11 protein-coding genes are annotated in these 17,044 nt (G+C 63.0%); 6 read left to right on the top strand and 5 right to left on the bottom strand.

Annotated elements, in window-relative coordinates:
• Positions 1-3 precede the first annotated feature (3 nt).
• Positions 4-1,227 carry a DUF4282 domain-containing protein gene (locus KBX18_RS01315; protein WP_255994512.1) on the bottom strand — a complete coding sequence of 408 codons (1,224 nt, stop codon included), beginning with the start codon at positions 1,225-1,227 and terminating at the stop codon, positions 4-6.
• Between the two features lie 245 nt (positions 1,228-1,472).
• On the opposite strand from KBX18_RS01315, the gene betT reads away from it, so the two are divergent.
• From betT to KBX18_RS01300, 3 genes are read left to right on the top strand one after another with little or no spacing between them, the layout of a single operon-like run.
• Positions 1,473-3,689: a choline BCCT transporter BetT gene (betT, locus tag KBX18_RS01310; RefSeq protein ID WP_255994511.1), complete on the top strand. Its 2,217-nt coding sequence runs from the start codon at positions 1,473-1,475 to the stop codon at positions 3,687-3,689.
• A 51-nt stretch (positions 3,690-3,740) separates the two neighbouring features.
• Entirely contained in the window at positions 3,741-5,225 is a 1,485-nt protein-coding gene (locus KBX18_RS01305; RefSeq protein ID WP_255994510.1) for an aldehyde dehydrogenase family protein, read from the top strand.
• A 15-nt stretch (positions 5,226-5,240) separates the two neighbouring features.
• A complete protein-coding gene (locus tag KBX18_RS01300) occupies positions 5,241-6,806 on the top strand; it encodes a GMC family oxidoreductase (RefSeq protein ID WP_255994509.1) in 1,566 nt (521 codons plus the stop codon).
• A gap of 85 nt (positions 6,807-6,891) precedes the next feature.
• On the opposite strand, the gene KBX18_RS01295 is transcribed toward KBX18_RS01300, so the two are convergent.
• On the bottom strand, positions 6,892-7,953 hold the full coding sequence (locus tag KBX18_RS01295) for a Cj0069 family protein (protein ID WP_255994508.1): 1,062 nt from the start codon (positions 7,951-7,953) through the stop codon (positions 6,892-6,894).
• Between the two features lie 221 nt (positions 7,954-8,174).
• Between KBX18_RS01295 and KBX18_RS01290 the strand changes: the two genes are divergently transcribed.
• Together KBX18_RS01290 and KBX18_RS01285 are read left to right on the top strand one after the other, a co-directional pair.
• A complete protein-coding gene (locus KBX18_RS01290; protein WP_255994507.1) occupies positions 8,175-9,053 on the top strand; it encodes a sulfurtransferase in 879 nt (292 codons plus the stop codon).
• 146 nt (positions 9,054-9,199) lie between these two features.
• A complete protein-coding gene (locus KBX18_RS01285) occupies positions 9,200-10,960 on the top strand; it encodes an acetyl/propionyl/methylcrotonyl-CoA carboxylase subunit alpha (RefSeq protein ID WP_255994506.1) in 1,761 nt (586 codons plus the stop codon).
• 67 nt (positions 10,961-11,027) lie between these two features.
• Here the strand turns inward: KBX18_RS01285 and KBX18_RS01280 are convergent, their stop codons facing one another.
• The 3 genes from KBX18_RS01280 to KBX18_RS01270 form a co-directional block, all read right to left on the bottom strand.
• Positions 11,028-12,272: an amino acid permease gene (locus KBX18_RS01280; protein ID WP_005286293.1), complete on the bottom strand. Its 1,245-nt coding sequence runs from the start codon at positions 12,270-12,272 to the stop codon at positions 11,028-11,030.
• A 104-nt stretch (positions 12,273-12,376) separates the two neighbouring features.
• Positions 12,377-13,867 carry an NAD-dependent succinate-semialdehyde dehydrogenase gene (locus KBX18_RS01275; protein WP_255994505.1) on the bottom strand — a complete coding sequence of 497 codons (1,491 nt, stop codon included), beginning with the start codon at positions 13,865-13,867 and terminating at the stop codon, positions 12,377-12,379.
• Between the two features lie 152 nt (positions 13,868-14,019).
• On the bottom strand, positions 14,020-15,573 hold the full coding sequence (locus KBX18_RS01270) for a PucR family transcriptional regulator (RefSeq protein WP_255994504.1): 1,554 nt from the start codon (positions 15,571-15,573) through the stop codon (positions 14,020-14,022).
• 141 nt (positions 15,574-15,714) lie between these two features.
• Here KBX18_RS01270 and gabT point away from each other — a divergent pair, with 141 nt between their 5' ends.
• A complete protein-coding gene (gene gabT / locus KBX18_RS01265; protein ID WP_255994503.1) occupies positions 15,715-17,043 on the top strand; it encodes a 4-aminobutyrate--2-oxoglutarate transaminase in 1,329 nt (442 codons plus the stop codon).
• The last annotated feature ends 1 nt before the right edge of the window (position 17,044 follow it).

Genomic DNA, 17,044 nt, shown 5'->3' with positions numbered 1-17,044 from the left:
CTTTTACTTGGTGGTGTCTTCAGCGCTGTCGACGCTCACAGCGTCCTCGGCGCCCTTTTCCTCATCCACCAGATCAGTCGTGTTCTGAGCGATGCGGACCACCGACACGAGAGCCTCCAGGCCGACGCGAATGAGGATGATCTGCAGCAGCGTCGCCAGCGTGCCGAAGATCAGCCAGCCGAGCAGGAACATGATGCCGGTGCCTGCGCCGTCCTCGAAACCGGAGAAGGACCCGATCAAGCCCAGAACCCAGAAGACCGCGGCGGCGACCAGCAGCACAATGTAAATGATCTTCACGAAGTCGATCGTGACGAACTCGCGGAAGCTGAAGTCGAACAACGAGCTGAAGAAGCCCTTGCCCTTCTCCTGCGGGACCTTGTCGAACTGCTGCATTTGGTCGAACTGCTGCTGTTCAAACTGCTGCTGCTGGCCGTACGGCTGGTTAGCACCGTACGGTTGGTCAGCGCCGTAGGCCTGGTTGGAGCTGCGGATCTCGTGGGCCTGCTCGGAGCTGAGGAACTGGCCACCGAACTGCGCCTGGGACTGTGCCTGCTGGCCCTGCTGGGGCTGGCCGAAGTAGCTCGGCTGCTGCCCGAACTGGTTGCCCGGCTGGTTCGTCTGCGTCGACTGTGCCGGTTGACCCGGCTGCCCAGGCTGGCCTGCCGGCGTGCCGTACGACGACGGGTACTGGTTACCGTAGGACTGCGGAGCGCTGGAAGAAGCGCTCGTGCCGGCCCAATTGCCTGCGGGCTCAGCAGACTGGCCGTACTGGTAGGTGCCGACGTGCACGCCAGAACCCATGGAGCCAGCCGAACCGGTGGCGCCTGCAGAACCTGCGGAGCCGGTGGTGCCAGCAGCACCCGCGGAACCAGTGGTGCCGCTGGTGTTGCCTGCGCCCGCGGAACCAGCGCTGTAGGCCGTAGAGCCCTGGGACGACGAGTAACCCCCTGTCGAAGCAGAACCGGCGGCACCTTCGCGGTTCGTGGAGATCACCGTAGTGTCCGGGTGGGAACTATCGGACGTGCCGGCAGCGGCACCAGGCTTCCTGCGCGAAGACGGGACGGAGGATTCGACGTAGCCGGAGTACGGCGTAGAGCCAGGCGCCGAATCAGAGCCGGTGTTGTCAGAGCGGGAACCGGGTTTGGTGGTGTCGAAGCCGGATGATCCGTACTCGTTGGCGTTGGGGTTGATGGGCTCGTTTGAGTTCGGCTTATTCGGTGTAGACATTGCTAGGTCCTTCTCGGTTCGTGGCTACTTGAACGTCTGTAGTTTAACTATCTTCTGCAAAATTTCCACGGGTCGCTGCGGGGGTGACGGTGCCCGGAGTGGGGTGAGTGGAGTGCACCGCGCCACTGGAAAAGATGCAACACATGACCCTGTGTGGTGACTGTCACTACTGTGTAGTAAAGCTGGCCCCCGGTCACAGGGAGCTGGTTCTTGCAAATTTTGATCTACTTTCTCAAGGAGTCACGGTGACCACCACCGCTTCTTTCTCAGATGGTGTCGGCGGTTCGCATCCCGGTTCTTCCGGTGAATCGCAAACCGACGATGCATTGAACGAAAAAGGTTTTGCCCGGGTGAACAAGCCCGTATTCATCACCTCGGGTGTGCTCATTGTCGGTTTTGTTCTCTGGTCGGCGTTCTTCCCGGGCCAGGCAGAAAAAGTGATCTTCGGGTCAATGGACTGGATCGGAGCGAACTTGGGGTGGTACTACGTGCTCACCGCCGGTCTCATCGTGCTGTTCGTGCTCGTTGTCGCACTGAGCAGATTCGGTGATATCCGCATGGGCCCTGACCATTCACGGCCGCAGTACAGCCTGTTCACGTGGGCCTCGATGCTCTTCGCAGCCGGGATTGGCGTGGACTTGATGTTCTTCGCCATCGCGGGCCCAGCGACGAACTTCGCCACTCCCCCAGATGTCGCCCCGATGTCGGACGAGGCCGCCCGCATGGCCCCGATCTGGACGATCTTCCACTACGGCGTGCCGGGGTGGTCAATGTACGCGCTCATGGGCGTGGCGTTGGGTTTGGCAGCCTACCGCTACCACCTGCCGTTGTCGCTGCGCTCGGCTATTGCGCCGCTGTTCGGCAAGCGCGTCAAGGGCGCTGCCGGTGACGCGGTGGATGTCACCGCCACGATCGGCACGATCTTCGGTATCGCGACTTCTCTCGGTATCGGCGTGGTCTTCCTCAACTACGGTTTGTCGTCGCTATTCGGCATTCCGAACAACATCACTGTGTGGACGGCACTGATTGTCGTCTCTGTGGCGATCTCCATCGTCTCCTCGGTGTCTGGCGTCGACAAAGGCATCCGGTTCCTCTCGGAACTCAACGTCTACTTAGCGCTGGGCATGCTGGCGTGGATCCTCATCACCGGGCAGACGGCGACATTGCTCACGCAGTTAGTGCAAAACGTCGGCGACTCGATCTCCCGCTTCCCCGGCATGCTGCTGGAAACCTTCGGCTATACCGCCGGCATGAGCGACTACCCGGCCGGGCAGTGGCTGCAGGACTGGACCCTGTTCTTCTGGGCCTGGTGGATCGCCTGGACTCCGTTTGTCGGGCTCTTCCTCACCCGCATCTCCCGCGGCCGCACGCTACGCGAGTTCATTCTCGGTGTGCTGCTTGTGCCGCCGGGGTTCATTGTGCTGGTCATTTCTATCTTCGGTAATTCCGCGCTGCGTTTCTTCCGTGACGGCGACACCGACTTCCTGAATGAGGCGCTGGAAGTGCCAGAATCCGGTTTCTACAACCTGCTGCAGCAATACCCGGGTGCCACGTTCCTCATCGGGCTCGCCGTTATCGTCGGGCTGCTGTTCTACATCACGTCGGCCGACTCCGGTTCGTTGGTGATGGCGAACATGACCTCGCACGCGACGAAAGGAGATTCTGACGGTGCTCCGTGGCTGCGCATTGTGTGGGCTGTCATCATCGGTGTGCTCACTCTCGCGATGCTGCTTATCGACGGTGTGTACACCCTCCAAGCAGCCACCGTCCTTATCGGACTGCCCTTTTCGGTCGTGATGTACCTACTCATGGCTTCCGTGATGAAGGTGCTGCGCGCGGAGAAGTGGGCGATGGAATCCCAGGAGCGTGCACTGGCATCGCGGGCCGCGGCACCTGCCGGCACCGGGGAAGACTCGAAATACTGGAAGAAGCGGCTCGCCCGCCACATATCGTGGCCAACAAGCGATCAAGCCAGGGACTTCATTGGCTCCACCGCCCAGCCCGCGCTGCGTGAGGTCTATCTGGAGATGCGCAACATGGGCCTGGATGCGACCTTCATTGAGGGGGTAGATGAGGAAAATCAGCTTCCGTTCATCGACTTGAACGTCAAATTCGATGAGCAGGACGATTTCAAATACCAGCTATGCCCCGTTGCCTACGAGATGCCGGGTTATGCCGTCGGCGCGGAAGACGACCAAGACTTCTTCTACCGCGTAGAGGTCTTCGACGCCCGCGGCACCCGCGGCCACAATGTCATGGGGTACACCTCAGACCAGCTGATTTCTGATGTCTTGAATTACTACGACCAACACCGTCTCTACATGGACATGGCCGGAGACGACTTCGGAACCGTCATCGCTGATACCACCGTCGCTGCACCGACCACGTGGGAGGATGCCGGAGCATCGGCCCCGGAGGCGGACACGCAAGGATCTGTACCCTCGGGAACGTATCCACAGTAGAGAGCGCAAGAGACAGCCCTCTAGAAATTAAGGATCGAAAGGACACGGCATATGCCGGAAACTGCAACTTTGTTCATTGACGGACAATGGGTGGCCGCTTCTAACGGGGCGACGCGCACAATCATCTGCCCCGCCGACGGTTCCGAGGTCGGTGTGGTGTCGGAAGGCACCTCGGACGACGCCAACCGTGCAGTTGAGGCTGCCCGCGCAGCCTTCGACAAGGGTGAATGGCGTAACACGCCCGCTTCGGAACGCGGTGATTTCCTGATTCGGGTGGCCGAGGAAATTGAACGACGCAAAGCGGACTTCGCCAAGGCGGAGGCTCTCGACACGGGCAAGCGCCTCGTGGAGGCCGAGGGCGACATGGACGACATTGCCGGCTGCTTCCGTTACTTCGGCAAGATCGCGGACTCCAACCCCGGCAGGTTGGTCGATGCCGGAGACGACTCGGTTATCGACCGCGTCGTGTACGAGCCCATCGGAGTGTGCGGAATGATCACCCCGTGGAACTTCCCGCTGTTGCAGGCTGCGTGGAAGATCGCTCCGGCCCTGGCAACCGGTAACTCCTTCGTGATCAAACCGTCGGAACTGACCCCGCACACGACGCTGCTCATCACGGAGGTGCTCGATGACCTCGGCCTGCCGAAGGGTGTGGCCAACGTTGTCACCGGTGACGGCGCCAACGTTGGTTCCGTGCTCTCCTCCCACCCAGAAATCAACTTGGTGTCTTTCACGGGCGGGCTGGAGACGGGCCGGATCATCGCCAAGACAGCCGCAGAGGGCGTGAAGAAGGTCGCTCTTGAGCTCGGCGGGAAAAACCCCAACGTCATTTTCGCCGACGCCGACTACGACGCGGCGCTGGACAACGCGCTCAACGCCGGATTCATGGATTCCGGCCTGGTGTGCTCCGCGGGCACGCGCCTCGTGATCCACGAGTCCATCGCGGAAAAGTTCGTCGATGACCTCGTCGGGCGCGCGAAGGACATCGTCATGGGCGGCCCCTTCGACGAGCAGGCTGAAACCGGTCCGCTGATTTCGAAGGAGCACCGCGACAAGGTCACCGACTATGTTCAGCGCGGCATCGATGCCGGGGCGCGGCTGCGCTGCGGCGGCGACTGGGGCGGCCCAGAACACGAAAACGGCTACTTCTACTCCCCCACCGTTTTGGACCAGTGCGCCAGCGACAACCCCGCCGTGCAAGAGGAAGGCTTCGGCCCGGTCATCACCGTAGAGACCTTCAGCACGGAAGAAGAGGCCGTCGCGATTGCCAACGACACCGACTACGGTCTTGCCGGCGCAGTCTGGACCTCTGACATGGGCGTTGCCAACCGCGTTTCCCGTGCCCTGCAGCACGGCACCATCTGGATCAACGACTACCACCCCTACATCCCGCAGGCGGAGTGGGGCGGGTTCAAAATGTCTGGCATCGGCCGCGAGCTCGGTATCGCCGGCTTGGAGGAGTACACGCAGGCAAAGCACATCTATCACAACACCGAACCTGCTGTGACCGGCTGGTTCCCCAACAAGCAGAACTAGAAGGAGACCCCACCTATGAACCTGTCTGACGCACGCGAATCCTACGACTACATCGTCATCGGCGGCGGTTCCTCCGGAGCGGCTGTCGCCTCCCGCTTGTCGGAGAACCCGGATGTCACCGTCGCACTGCTCGAAGCCGGCCCCGACGACCGCGAGCACGACGAGGTGCTGCGCCTGAAGCGTTGGCCGGAGCTGCTCGAATCCGGCCTGGACTGGGACTACCCGATCGAGGAGCAGGAGAACGGCAATTCCTTTATGCGCCACGCCCGCGCGAAGGTGTTGGGCGGCTGCTCCTCCCACAACTCCTGCATCGCGTTCCACCCGCCGGCTGAAGACATGGAGCTGTGGGAGAAGCTCGGCGCTAACGGCTGGACCCCGGAGAACATCACGCCGCTGATCAAGAAGATGGAGACCAACTCCCGCGACGGCGAGCAGTACGGCCACGATGGCCCGGTGCAGCTCATGGATGTTCCGCAGAATGACCCGGTGGGGGTGGCCGTACTCGACGCCTGTGAGGAGGCGGGGCTGCCGCGCAAGCCGTTCAACACCGGTGAGACGGTCACCCACGGCGCGAACTTCTTCCAAATCAACTCCCACGCCGACAACACCCGCGGCTCCTCGGCGGTGTCCTACCTGCACCCGAACGAGGACCGGGAGAACCTGGACATCATCACCCGCGCCTGGGTCACGCGCATCCTTTTCAGCGACGACAACACCGCCACCGGTGTCGAACTGCTTGCCGACGTGTTCAACCGCAAGACCACGATCACCGCGAACAAGGAGATCATCGTCTCTGCCGGCGCGATCAACACCCCGCAGTTGCTCATGCTCTCTGGCATCGGGCCGCGCGAGCACTTGGAAGAGTTCGGCATCGATGTGCTTGTCGACGCCCCTGGTGTCGGCGAGAACCTCCAGGACCACCCGGAAGCTGTCATCCAGTTCGAGTCCAACGTGCCGATGGTGCGCGACTCGACCCAGTGGTGGGAGATCGGCATCTTCACCCGGATCGAGGGCGACACCGACCTACCGGACCTGATGATGCACTACGGGTGCACCCCATTTGACATGCACACCGCACGCCAGGGTTACCCGCAGGCCGACGAAGCGTTCGCGCTGACACCGAACGTCTGCCACGCCCGCTCCCGCGGCACGGTAAAGCTGCGCTCCAACGACTACCGCGACAAGCCGAAGGTCGATCCGCGCTACTTCACGGATGAAGAGGGCTACGACATGCACATCGCCGTCGAGGGCATCAAGCTGGCCCGCAAGATCGCGGCGCAGCCGGCCCTGAAGGACATTGTAAAGCGCGAGCTGTCCCCAGGCCCGGAGGCGCAGACGGACGAAGAGATCGCGGACTACATCCGCAAGACCCACAACACCGTCTACCACCCGGTGGGAACAGTACGTATGGGCTCTGCGGATGACCCGATGTCGCCGGTCGACCCAGAGCTGCGCGTCAAGGGCACAAAGAACTTGCGTGTCGCCGACGCATCCGTGATGCCGCAGATCGTGGCAGTCAACCCGAACATCACCTGCTACATCATCGGCGAGAGGGCCGCCCAGCTGATCGCCGGCGAGTAATCCTCCCGGCCGTCACACCGGCCCCAGCAACGAAAAGCTCCCCGCCTGGACCAGGCGGGGAGCTTTTACGTCGATAAGCGCGCGTTTAAGCGTTCTTCTCTTCGACGCGCTTGATGGCCTCGTCAGCGACCATCTCCTGGATGCCCATGTCCAGCTCAGAGGTGAAGCCGACGCAGGAGCAGTTGATCTCGCCGAGGACGTAGGTGTCCTCACCGGTCTCGTCATCGTCGGCGAGCATGAAGTCGGCGGTCCAGATCAGCGGGATGTTGTCGCCGCCGAGGTTCTCGGCGATGACCGGGCGGGCCTCGGCGAACATGTCGACGAGCTCCTGCCACTCCTCCGGCTTCTGGTAGGTGTACTTTGCGCCGGAGAACAGGGTCGCGGAGAAAGCGTCGCCGCCCTCAGCCGGCTTCTTGTGCACGACGAAGACCGGGTGCGGGCCGACGAGCAGGATGCGAATCTCGCCCTCGACGATGCGTGGCATGAAGCGCATGTCCACGAGCATGCCGTTGTCGCCGATGATGTACTGGTCGCAGAAGTCCATGAACTCGCCCAGCTCGCGCTCCTCGGTGTGGTTGTCCACAGCCTCGGTGCACTTGAGCTTGGTGTCCAGCGGCAGCGCGGTGCCCGGCTCGACAGACTCTGCCAGGGACTCGTCGGCGAGGCGGACGCGCCAGATGCCGGAGCCGGTGGAGCCGCGGTTCTGCTTCAGCACGCGCTCGCCGTAGGAAAGGGAAGTCGGGAAGGTCTCGTGGAAGGACTCGACGTCGTAGTAAGCGGCGGTGTCTTCCGGGACGAGGTCGGTCTTGTTCAGCTTGACCAGGGCGTCCTTCGCGCCGTAGGAGATCATCTCTGCCGGGGTGGACATGCCCACCAGGCCAGCCTCGGACAGGCGGGTCAGCAGGTCGAAGTAACCCTTCTCACCGCCGGGGATGTTGCCCGGGTTGACGCGGGAGATGTAGCCGTCGAAGTTCTCGGAAACGTAGTTGAAGATGTCGTCGGACCACTCGGGGCGGAAGAAGACCACCTCGGAGTGCCAGCCCTTGTCCTTGATGGAGTTGACAATCGGCATGGTGTCGCGACGGTGACCGTCGAAGTACTTGTCAGAACCGCCCTCAACCTCGAAGACGACGATAGCCTTGTGCACGTGAGTTCCCTTTCGATCAGTGCTTTTACGTCTGCGGACCTCCACCAGGTAAAGGGTGATCCACCCCTGAGATTAAGCCGTTTTTCAGGTCGTCGCTCGGCGAGTGACGGAGATAGTAATTAACTTCACACCGGGTGTGCATCACACTAAATGCGCTCGGCAGGAATGGTTGACGGGTAAGGTTAGGCAGTGACCGTTTTCACGCCGTAGAGGAATCTCGCATGGCCATAGAATTTGACCCGTTTCCGCAGTTCCAGGACTTTGCCCACCCGGAGAAGTTCGTCTCCGCGTCGTGGCTGTCGGCCCGCCTGGGGGTCGACGGTTTGCGGGTGGTGGAGTCGGACGAGGACGCGTTCCTGTACGACATCGGGCACATTCCCGGGGCGGTGCGCATTGACTGGCACCGCGACTTGAACGATCCGGTGCAGCGCGACTTCATCGACGGGGAAGCCTTTGCCGCGCTGATGGATGCCCGCGGCATCAGCCGCGATGACACGGTGGTGGTGTACGGCGACCGCAACAACTGGTGGGCCGCCTATACCACGTGGGTGTTTGAGCTGTTCGGCCACCCCGACGTGCGCCTACTCGATGGCGGGCGCGACGCGTGGATGGGCGAAGAGCGCGACACCTCTTTCGCTGTGCCCGAGTACCCGGCGCAGGGCTACCCCGTGGTCGAGCGCGACGACAGCACGTGGCGCAGCTTCGTGGAGCACGTCCGCTCGCGGCCCGAGGACACATTGCTTATCGACGTCCGCGGCCCCGAATACTTCGCCGGCGCCGAGGTTGAAGTAGCCCCCGACTCCAACTGCGCCTCCCCTGTGTTGCGCCACGGCCACATTCCGGGTGCGGTGAACCACCCGTGGGGTGACTCCGTCCACCCCAACGGGCGCGTGAAAGACCGCGAGTCCATCGCCGCCGCCTACACCGATGTGCCCGCCGGCGCTCCGGTGATCACCTACTGCAGTGCCGGTCAGTCCGCCGCCCACACCTGGTACATCCTCCGCCACGTGCTGGGCGTGGAGAACGTCTCGCTTTACGACGGATCCTGGTACGAATGGGGCAACATGGTCCGCATGCCGATTGAGCGGGGCACAGAGTAAGCGGCTGCTTGGGGTGCGGGGGAAACGTCGATAAGCGTTTTTGCGATTAGTCATCCGTAACTGCCCGGTTGAAGTTCAGCTGTGCTTGCGCTGTGCTTTACCCTTGGCGATAACTGTCTGTACACCCGGCTAGAAGGAAGATCCCCGTGACAATCTCGAAGGTTCTCATTGCCAACCGTGGCGAAATCGCCGTGCGCGTGATCCGCGCCGCGAAAGACGCCGGCATCGCATCCGTCGCTGTCTACGCGGAGCCGGACGCGGATGCCCCGTTCGTGGGCCTGGCTGATGAGGCGTTCGCGCTCGGCGGGGCCACCGCCGCCGATTCCTACCTGAGCTTCGACCGGATCATTGGCGCCGCCCAGGCCTCCGGTGCGGACGCGATCCACCCCGGGTACGGCTTCCTGTCCGAAAACGCCGATTTCGCCCGCCGCGTTATCGACGAAGGCTTCACCTGGATCGGCCCCTCGCCGGAGGCCATCGCGCTGCTGGGCGACAAGGTTGAGGCCCGCCGCATCGCCGAGAAGGTCGGCGCGCCGATGGCACCGGGCACTAAAGAGCCGGTCAGCTCGGTCGACGAGGTTCTCGCGTTTGCCGACGAACACGGCCTGCCCATCGCCATCAAGGCCGCATTCGGTGGCGGCGGCCGCGGCATGAAGGTCGCCCACACCCGAGAAGAGATCCCCGAGCTGTTTGAGTCCGCCACGCGCGAGGCCGTCGCAGCGTTCGGCCGCGGCGAGTGCTTCGTCGAGCGCTACCTCGACCGCGCCCGCCACGTCGAAGCCCAGGTGCTTGCCGACGTTCACGGCAACGTCATCGTCGCCGGCACCCGCGACTGCACCCTGCAGCGCCGCTTCCAGAAGCTCGTGGAGGAAGCTCCTGCACCGTTCTTGTCCGATGCTCAGCGCGAGGCGATTCACTCCTCTGCCAAGGCCATCGTGAAAGAAGCCGGCTACCACGGTGCTGGCACCGTCGAATACCTGGTCAGCCCTGCCGACGAGCAGAACCCGGAGGGCATCATCTCCTTCCTGGAGGTCAACACCCGCCTGCAGGTCGAGCACCCCGTCACCGAGGAGACCGCAGGCATCGACCTGGTACGCGAGCAATTCCGTATTGCGAACGGCGAGAAGCTGCGCCACACCGAGGATCCGGCCCCGCGCGGCCACTCCATCGAGTTCCGCATCAACGGCGAGGACCCGGGCATGAACTTCATGCCGGCACCGGGCACGATCTCCCGCTATGTCGAGCCCGCCGGCACCGGCATCCGCGTCGACTCCGGCGTGCGCACCGGCAATGTGATCGGCGGCCAGTTCGACTCCATGCTGGCCAAGCTCATTGTCACCGGTGAGACCCGCGAGGAAGCCATCCAGCGCGCCCGCCGTGCTCTCGACGAGTTCATCGTCGACGGCCTGCCCACCGTGATCCCCTTCCACCGCGCAGTGCTGAACGACCCAGCCTTCATCGGCGACGAGAACGGTTTCGGCGTCTACACCCGCTGGATCGAGGAGGAGTTCACCGCCGAGATCCCGCCGTATACCGACGATGAGGAAGAAGGCGAGGAGCCGGGCACAAAGCGCACCTACGCCGTGGAGATCGACGGCCGTCGTGTCGAGGTCGCCCTTCCCGCTTCGCTCGTGATCGGTGGCAGCGGTAAGCGCAAGGCCAAGAAGCGCCGCAATTCCGCGGCAGCCCTGTCCGGCGATGCCGTGCCCGCCCCGATGCAAGGCACGGTGGTCAAGGTGAACGTCGCAGAGGGCGACACCGTCAACGAGAGCGATATCCTCCTCGTGCTCGAGGCCATGAAGATGGAAAACCCCGTCAAGGCGCACAAGTCCGGCACCGTGAAGGGGCTCGCTGTTGAGCAGGGCGATCAGGTGAATAAGACCGCCGTGCTCCTAGAAATCCGCTAACTACTGGTTGGCGTACGGGTCGCACCGCTTTCCGGGGAGGGTTCAAGCTCTTCCCCCGGTGTTTCTCTTATGCCCAGCCAGCCGGGACAAGCCCCAGCAGCGAGATAATGGAGTAGATGAACGCCGCCACGTAGACGATGATGATGAGCGCCTGGATGACGGTGTTGTCTACTCCGCGCACCTGCCACACCGGAGTCTGATCCCCGTTCGCCCGGGCGCGGCGAAGCAGCAACACGGGAACGACCGACATGATGGCGCCAGCGAAACCGCCGGCGTAAGTCAGCGCAGAGACGAAACCGCCAAGGCCCGCCACGGCAATCACGAGAGGCGGAAGCACCGTCAGTCCAGTTGCGGCGAGACGCTGCCACCCGTGTTCCGGCCAATGGAAGATGTCCAGCACGTTGCGCATCGCAGTGAAGCCGATGGCCAAGAAGGACGTGAACATGGCCAGCAGCGCGAACAAGTTGGCCATGTAGTAAGCCGCAGTCCCGAGTTTCTCGCCCCAGGCGATGGTGACCACCTCAGTCACCTCGGTGCCCAGCAGGCCGAGCGCCGCGAACGGCACAGCCGCGAGGGTGAACGCGGTGATGCACATGCCCGCGATGATCGCTTTCGGCAGTATTTCCGGCTTGGTGGCGGCCATGCCGCGCGCCATCTCCGGCACCACGTACTGGGCCAGGAATGTGAACACGGCCAGATTCATGATCGGGATGATGAAGTAGGGCTTGAGCACCCAAAGGTTCGCGGGCTCAATGCCGGGACCGGCGATTGTCCACACCACCAGCGTGAAGATGATGATCGCCATGCCGCTGGTGATCAGCCCTTCCACCTTCCCTGTGGCTTGCAGGCCCTTCCACATGATGAAGGCACCCAGGGCATAGAAGATCAAGGTGCCCGCCAAGGAAGGCAGGTTGAACAGGTTGTGCATGAGATTGCCGGAGCCGGATGCGTACGCAATCAATGCACCGACGCTGTTGACCATGATCGCGGTGAAGACGAGGAAGCGGCCGGTCTGACCCAGGTACTTCTCCGCCAAGCCGGACAACTGGAGCGGCTCTTTTGTCCGGAGGGAGACTTCCGCGACGTAGAGCATGGAAATAGTGGTCAGGGTGCCTGCGATCGCGAGCGCCACCACTAGAGCGAGGAAGCCGCCGTTGCGGGCCGCGTACGGCAGGGAGAGAATTCCGGCGCCAATGTTGGTGCCGAAGATCAGGGCTACGCCCTTCCAGAAACCGAGGGCGTGACCCGCTTCATCGGAACGGGCAGATTCGTCGTCGCGCAACGGCGCGTGCACAGAAGTGGTTGATGACATAGCGAGAATGTAGCAACAACTTGACCGGGGTCACACTTGAGGTCCTATGTGGCCCAGATGTCACCCCGGTCCGTGCGTCGTCAACTGCGCGGAACGCGCTGGTTCTACTGGTTGGCGTACGGGTCGCGGACACCGATGTACTGCACCTCGGTGTACTCGTCGATGCCCTCTGCTCCGCCTTCGCGGCCCAAGCCGGAGTGCTTCACGCCGCCGAACGGGACAGCTGCATTGGAGACGACACCGGCGTTGAAGCCGACGATGCCGAATTCCAGGCCGTCAGCCAACCGCCACATGCGGTCCGGGTCCTCCGAATAGACGTAGGAGGCGAGGCCGTATTCGGTGGAATTGGCCAGCTCGATCACCTCGTCCTCATCGCTGAACTCGTAGACCGATGCGACCGGCCCGAAGATCTCTTCCTTGAAGATCCGGGAATCAGTGCTGACGCCACGCAGGACCGTCGGTTGGAAGAAGTAGCCATCACCCTCAGCGGCACCGCCGCCAGTGAGAACCTCGGCGCCGTTCTGTTTCGCGTCTTCCACGAGCGCGGCGACATTCTTGCGTGCCTTCTCCTCGATCAGCGGGCCGACGTTGACGCCCTCGTCGAGGCCGTTGCCCACGGTGAGCGCTTCCATCGCCGCGACGAGCTTCTCGGTGAACTCATCGGCGATGCTCTCGTGCACGAGGAAACGGTTCGCCGCAGTGCAGGCCTCGCCGATATTGCGCATCTTCGCTGCCATTGCGCCGGTGATCGCCTGCTCAATGTCCGCGTCCTCAAAGACGATGAACGGCGCGTTGCCACCAAGCTCCATGGAGGTGCGCAACACTGAATCAGCTGCCTGCTTCATCAGGATCTTGCCCACCGCCGTTGAGCCTGTGAAGGAGACCTTGCGCAGACGCGGGTCCGCGATGAGAGGCTCGGAGATAGCTGCCGGATCGGTACCGCAGACAACGTTGAGCACACCTGCCGGTAGGCCTGCCTCAACCATGGTCTGAACGAAGTAGTAGGTGGTCAGCGGCGTAAGCTCAGCCGGCTTGAGCACCATCGTGCAGCCCGCAGCGATCGCCGGGGCGATCTTGCGGGTCGCCATCGCCAGCGGGAAGTTCCACGGGGTGATCAGCAGGCACGGGCCGACCGGCTTGCGCCGAGTGACCATGCGGATGCCGCCCTCTGGCACTTCCTGGGAGCGGCCGTACTGACGGACGGTCTCTTCGGCGAACCAGCGCAGGTATTCCGCGCCGTACTTCACCTCACCGCGTGCTTCCGCCAGCGGCTTACCCATTTCTAGAGTCATGAGCGTGGCGAATTCCTCGGTGCGTTCGGTGACCAGATCGTACGCACGTCGCAGGATCTCACTGCGCTCGCGGGCCGGGGTGCGTGCCCAGTCCTTTTGCACCTCGACCGCAGCGTCTAGCGCCGCAACCGCGTCGTCGCTATTCGCGGACTGGAGTGTCACCAGGACTTCGCCGGTGGCCGGGTTCTCCACATCGAATGTCTCGTTGGTGGACGCGTCACGCCACTGGCCACCGATAAACAGACCGGTGGGCAGGGAATCGAGCAGTTGTGCAGTATCGACAGCGCCGTTGGAATCAGCCATGATCTCGCCTTTCGTAGATTGATTTCGCCGGTGTTCAGCGAACTGGCTCACGCCAGCCTTTTCTCGAAAACACGCTATACCGCTGCAGGCTACTCAGCGTACGGTTGCCGCACGCCCCCGTTCAGGGGCATTGAAAACGCCAAACTCCTGTGCTAGGAGTTCGATCCTGCAGCGTTGAGCAGCACAAGAATCTCCGCGCGGCCGAGCGGGTCATCCAAAGGCAACCCGTAGCGTTGCTCGGCGCGGTCGATGCGCGCCTTCAGGGTGTGTCTGTGAATGCTGAGAGACTCAGCGGCAGCACGGATCTCGCAACCATGCACCAAATAGGCTTGGACTGCATCGAGCAGGGCTGGGTCATCCTCTGCGAGCGGCGCGAGCACTTCCTTATAGCGGCGGGACAGCACTTGCCTGACCCCCGTGTCTTCCGTCCAGTCGAGCCGCCGAGGGAGATATTCGTCGACGGTGCCCGGCGGAAGCGCGCGCGCACGGTCGAGCAATGCCTGCAGCTCGTCACGGCCTAGCTCGCGCCAGGACTGTTGCCGACCGGACAAGACGCGCAGCCGGGCCCCGAAATCACCGATAAGCTCCGTCACGGCGGCCTCGGAGATCACCCTGCGTGATAAGAACACGAAGCCGTCCGGGGCGAGTCTCACATGCGCCAACGGGTTGTCGCGCAGATTGAGTCCTTCATCCAAACGAGCTAGCGACCTGTTAGACGCGGCCTTATTCGCGGCGACGATCGCGACTGGGACGACAGCCCCGTCAGCGTCCGCGGCACGATCCAGCAAACGCGCGGCTGCTGGAGAAGCCTCCTGGCCTTCGAGAAAAGTCTCTAGGGCCGACCCGTGCAGTTGCGTTTCCGCGCTCCTGAGCGCCTGCGGATCTCTCAATACGATTTCCGCGAGCCCCACGAAATGCTTCACGGCACTGCGCGCGAGCGGCGGCAGAGGGCGCGGGGAATCCACCACAGCGACGAAGTATTTTCCTCCCATCGCCCGCATCCGCTGGACGATCATGGTGCGGTTCTCCGTCCGGTACGCGCGGCTCCGCCCGTTATCGGCAACGGCCAGACGAAGGGCCTTCAACGCGCGCTCCGTTGGCTTCGCAGGGGCTGAGGAGATGATTCTGCCGGTGTTGTCCCCGATCAGCACATCGGCGCCGACTGCTGTCCGGGTGCGTCCAACGAGTGCATCGACTCCGCCAATCCATGCTGCGCGGTTGAGACCTTCCGCAGCCTCGAGAATCTCGTTGGCCGCGACTGCTTGCAATCGCGCATACTCCTCCCCCACCACCTTTGAGATCAAGGCGAAGGGGGTCGCCCGCGGCACCTCGAATAGCGGCAGAGCCGCGTCGGCGCAGGCCCGGATGAGGGCGGGAGGAATCTCGGCATGCTGCAGCCCCGTACCGAAGCCAAGGGCCGCCACCCCGGACTCTTTCAACTGCTCCACGTAGTGAGCGATGCCTGCTTCATCGTCCGGCTGAATGCGCAGGCCCAACGTGAGAATGACAGAGAAAGGCCGGAAGAACTCAGCGGTCTCCATAATCTCACTGGCTTGGACAGACTCGAATCGCCCCCGCCTGAGGTCTCCGACGGGGTCGAGGTTCAAGGCTCTGATTCCGTACAACCAACTGAGATCTAGGAGATCAACGGCGGTCTCCCACTCGGGATGACCGCTTCGTGCGTCGTCAAGCACATCCTTGCTCATGGACACAGTGTAGAAGTTTCACGAAGAAGATCGACACTGTGTCGGTTGCTTTGAGGGTGGGCGGGGGACGGATACTACAGCCATGAACCACTGTCCGTTTTCGGGCAGCCCGCTGGATTGAATTGGAAAGGAACCCGCACCATGCAGGATCTCGAGTATCGCCTCCCCCAGGTCCGTCGAATCGACACCGAGCTGCCGGGACCGGCAAGCGCAGAACTGGACAAGCGCCGCGCAGCGAGCGTGGCCTCCGCCTTGAGCCCGGGCTTGCCCGGCTACATCGTCGACGCCGACGGTGGTGTGCTTGTCGACGCCGATGGCAACTCCTTCGTCGACTTCGCATCCGGCATCGCTGTGACCTCGGTGGGCGCTTCCAATAAGCGTGTTGCAAGCGCAGTCGCCGATGCCGCCGGCCACTTCACTCACACCTGCTTCATGGTCAGCCCCTACGAGAGCTACCTGCAGGTCGCTGAGCTGCTCAACGAGTTGACCCCAGGCGATTTCGAGAAGCGCACTGTCCTGTTCAACTCCGGTGCGGAGGCAGTGGAGAACGCCGTGAAGATCGCCCGCTCCCACACCCGCAAGACGGGTGTGGCCGTTTTCGACTACGCCTACCACGGCCGCACCAACCTGACGATGGCCATGACGGCGAAGAATAAGCCGTACAAGTCGACCTTCGGACCGTTCGCCAGCGAGGTGCACCGCGCGCCAATGTCTTACCCGCTGCGCGACGGCCTGAAGGGCCCGGAAGCCGCTGAGCGCACCATCCGTTTCCTCGAGCAGAATGTCGGCGCCGAGAACCTCGCCTGCGTGGTCATCGAGCCAATCCAGGGCGAGGGTGGCTTCATCGAGCCGGCCGAAGGCTTCCTGCCCGCCATCGTCGACTGGTGCCGCGAGAACAACGTCGTCTTCGTCGCCGACGAGATCCAGGCCGGCTTCTGCCGTTCGGGCGAGTGGTTCTCCTCCAGCTTCGAAGGCATCGAGCCGGACCTGGTCACTACCGCAAAGGGCATCGCCGGCGGCATGCCGCTGTCCGCTGTGACCGGCCGCGCCGAGATCATGAACGCCCCGATGGCCGGCGGTTTGGGTGGCACCTACGGCGGCAACCCGGTGGCCTGCGCGGCCGCTATCGCCGCGATCGAGGAGATGAAGGAGCACAACCTCGCTCTGCGCGCCAAGGAGATCGCCGAGATCATCCACGAGGAGCTCGACCCGCTGACCGAGCTGGACGAGGTCGCTGAGATCCGCGGCCGCGGGGCGATGATCGCTATGGAGCTCGTCACCAAGGACGGCAAGCCGAACGCTGAGCTGACCGCCAAGGTCGCCGCCGAATGCAAGGCTGCTGGCGTGCTCATCCTCACATGCGGCCTCGACGGAAATGTCGTCCGCCTCCTGCCGTCGCTGGTCATCCCAGAGGAGCTGCTCCGCGACGGCCTGCGTGTCATGGCTGAGGCCGTGCGCAACAACGCCTAAT

Origin of the sequence: Corynebacterium sp. CCUG 69979, assembly GCF_024454095.1 — a bacterium.
In the GTDB taxonomy this organism is placed as follows: Bacteria; Actinomycetota; Actinomycetes; order Mycobacteriales; family Mycobacteriaceae; genus Corynebacterium; species Corynebacterium genitalium.
Note: the sequence above shows the minus strand (reverse complement) of the source record. Positions and strands in the feature narration are given on the sequence as shown.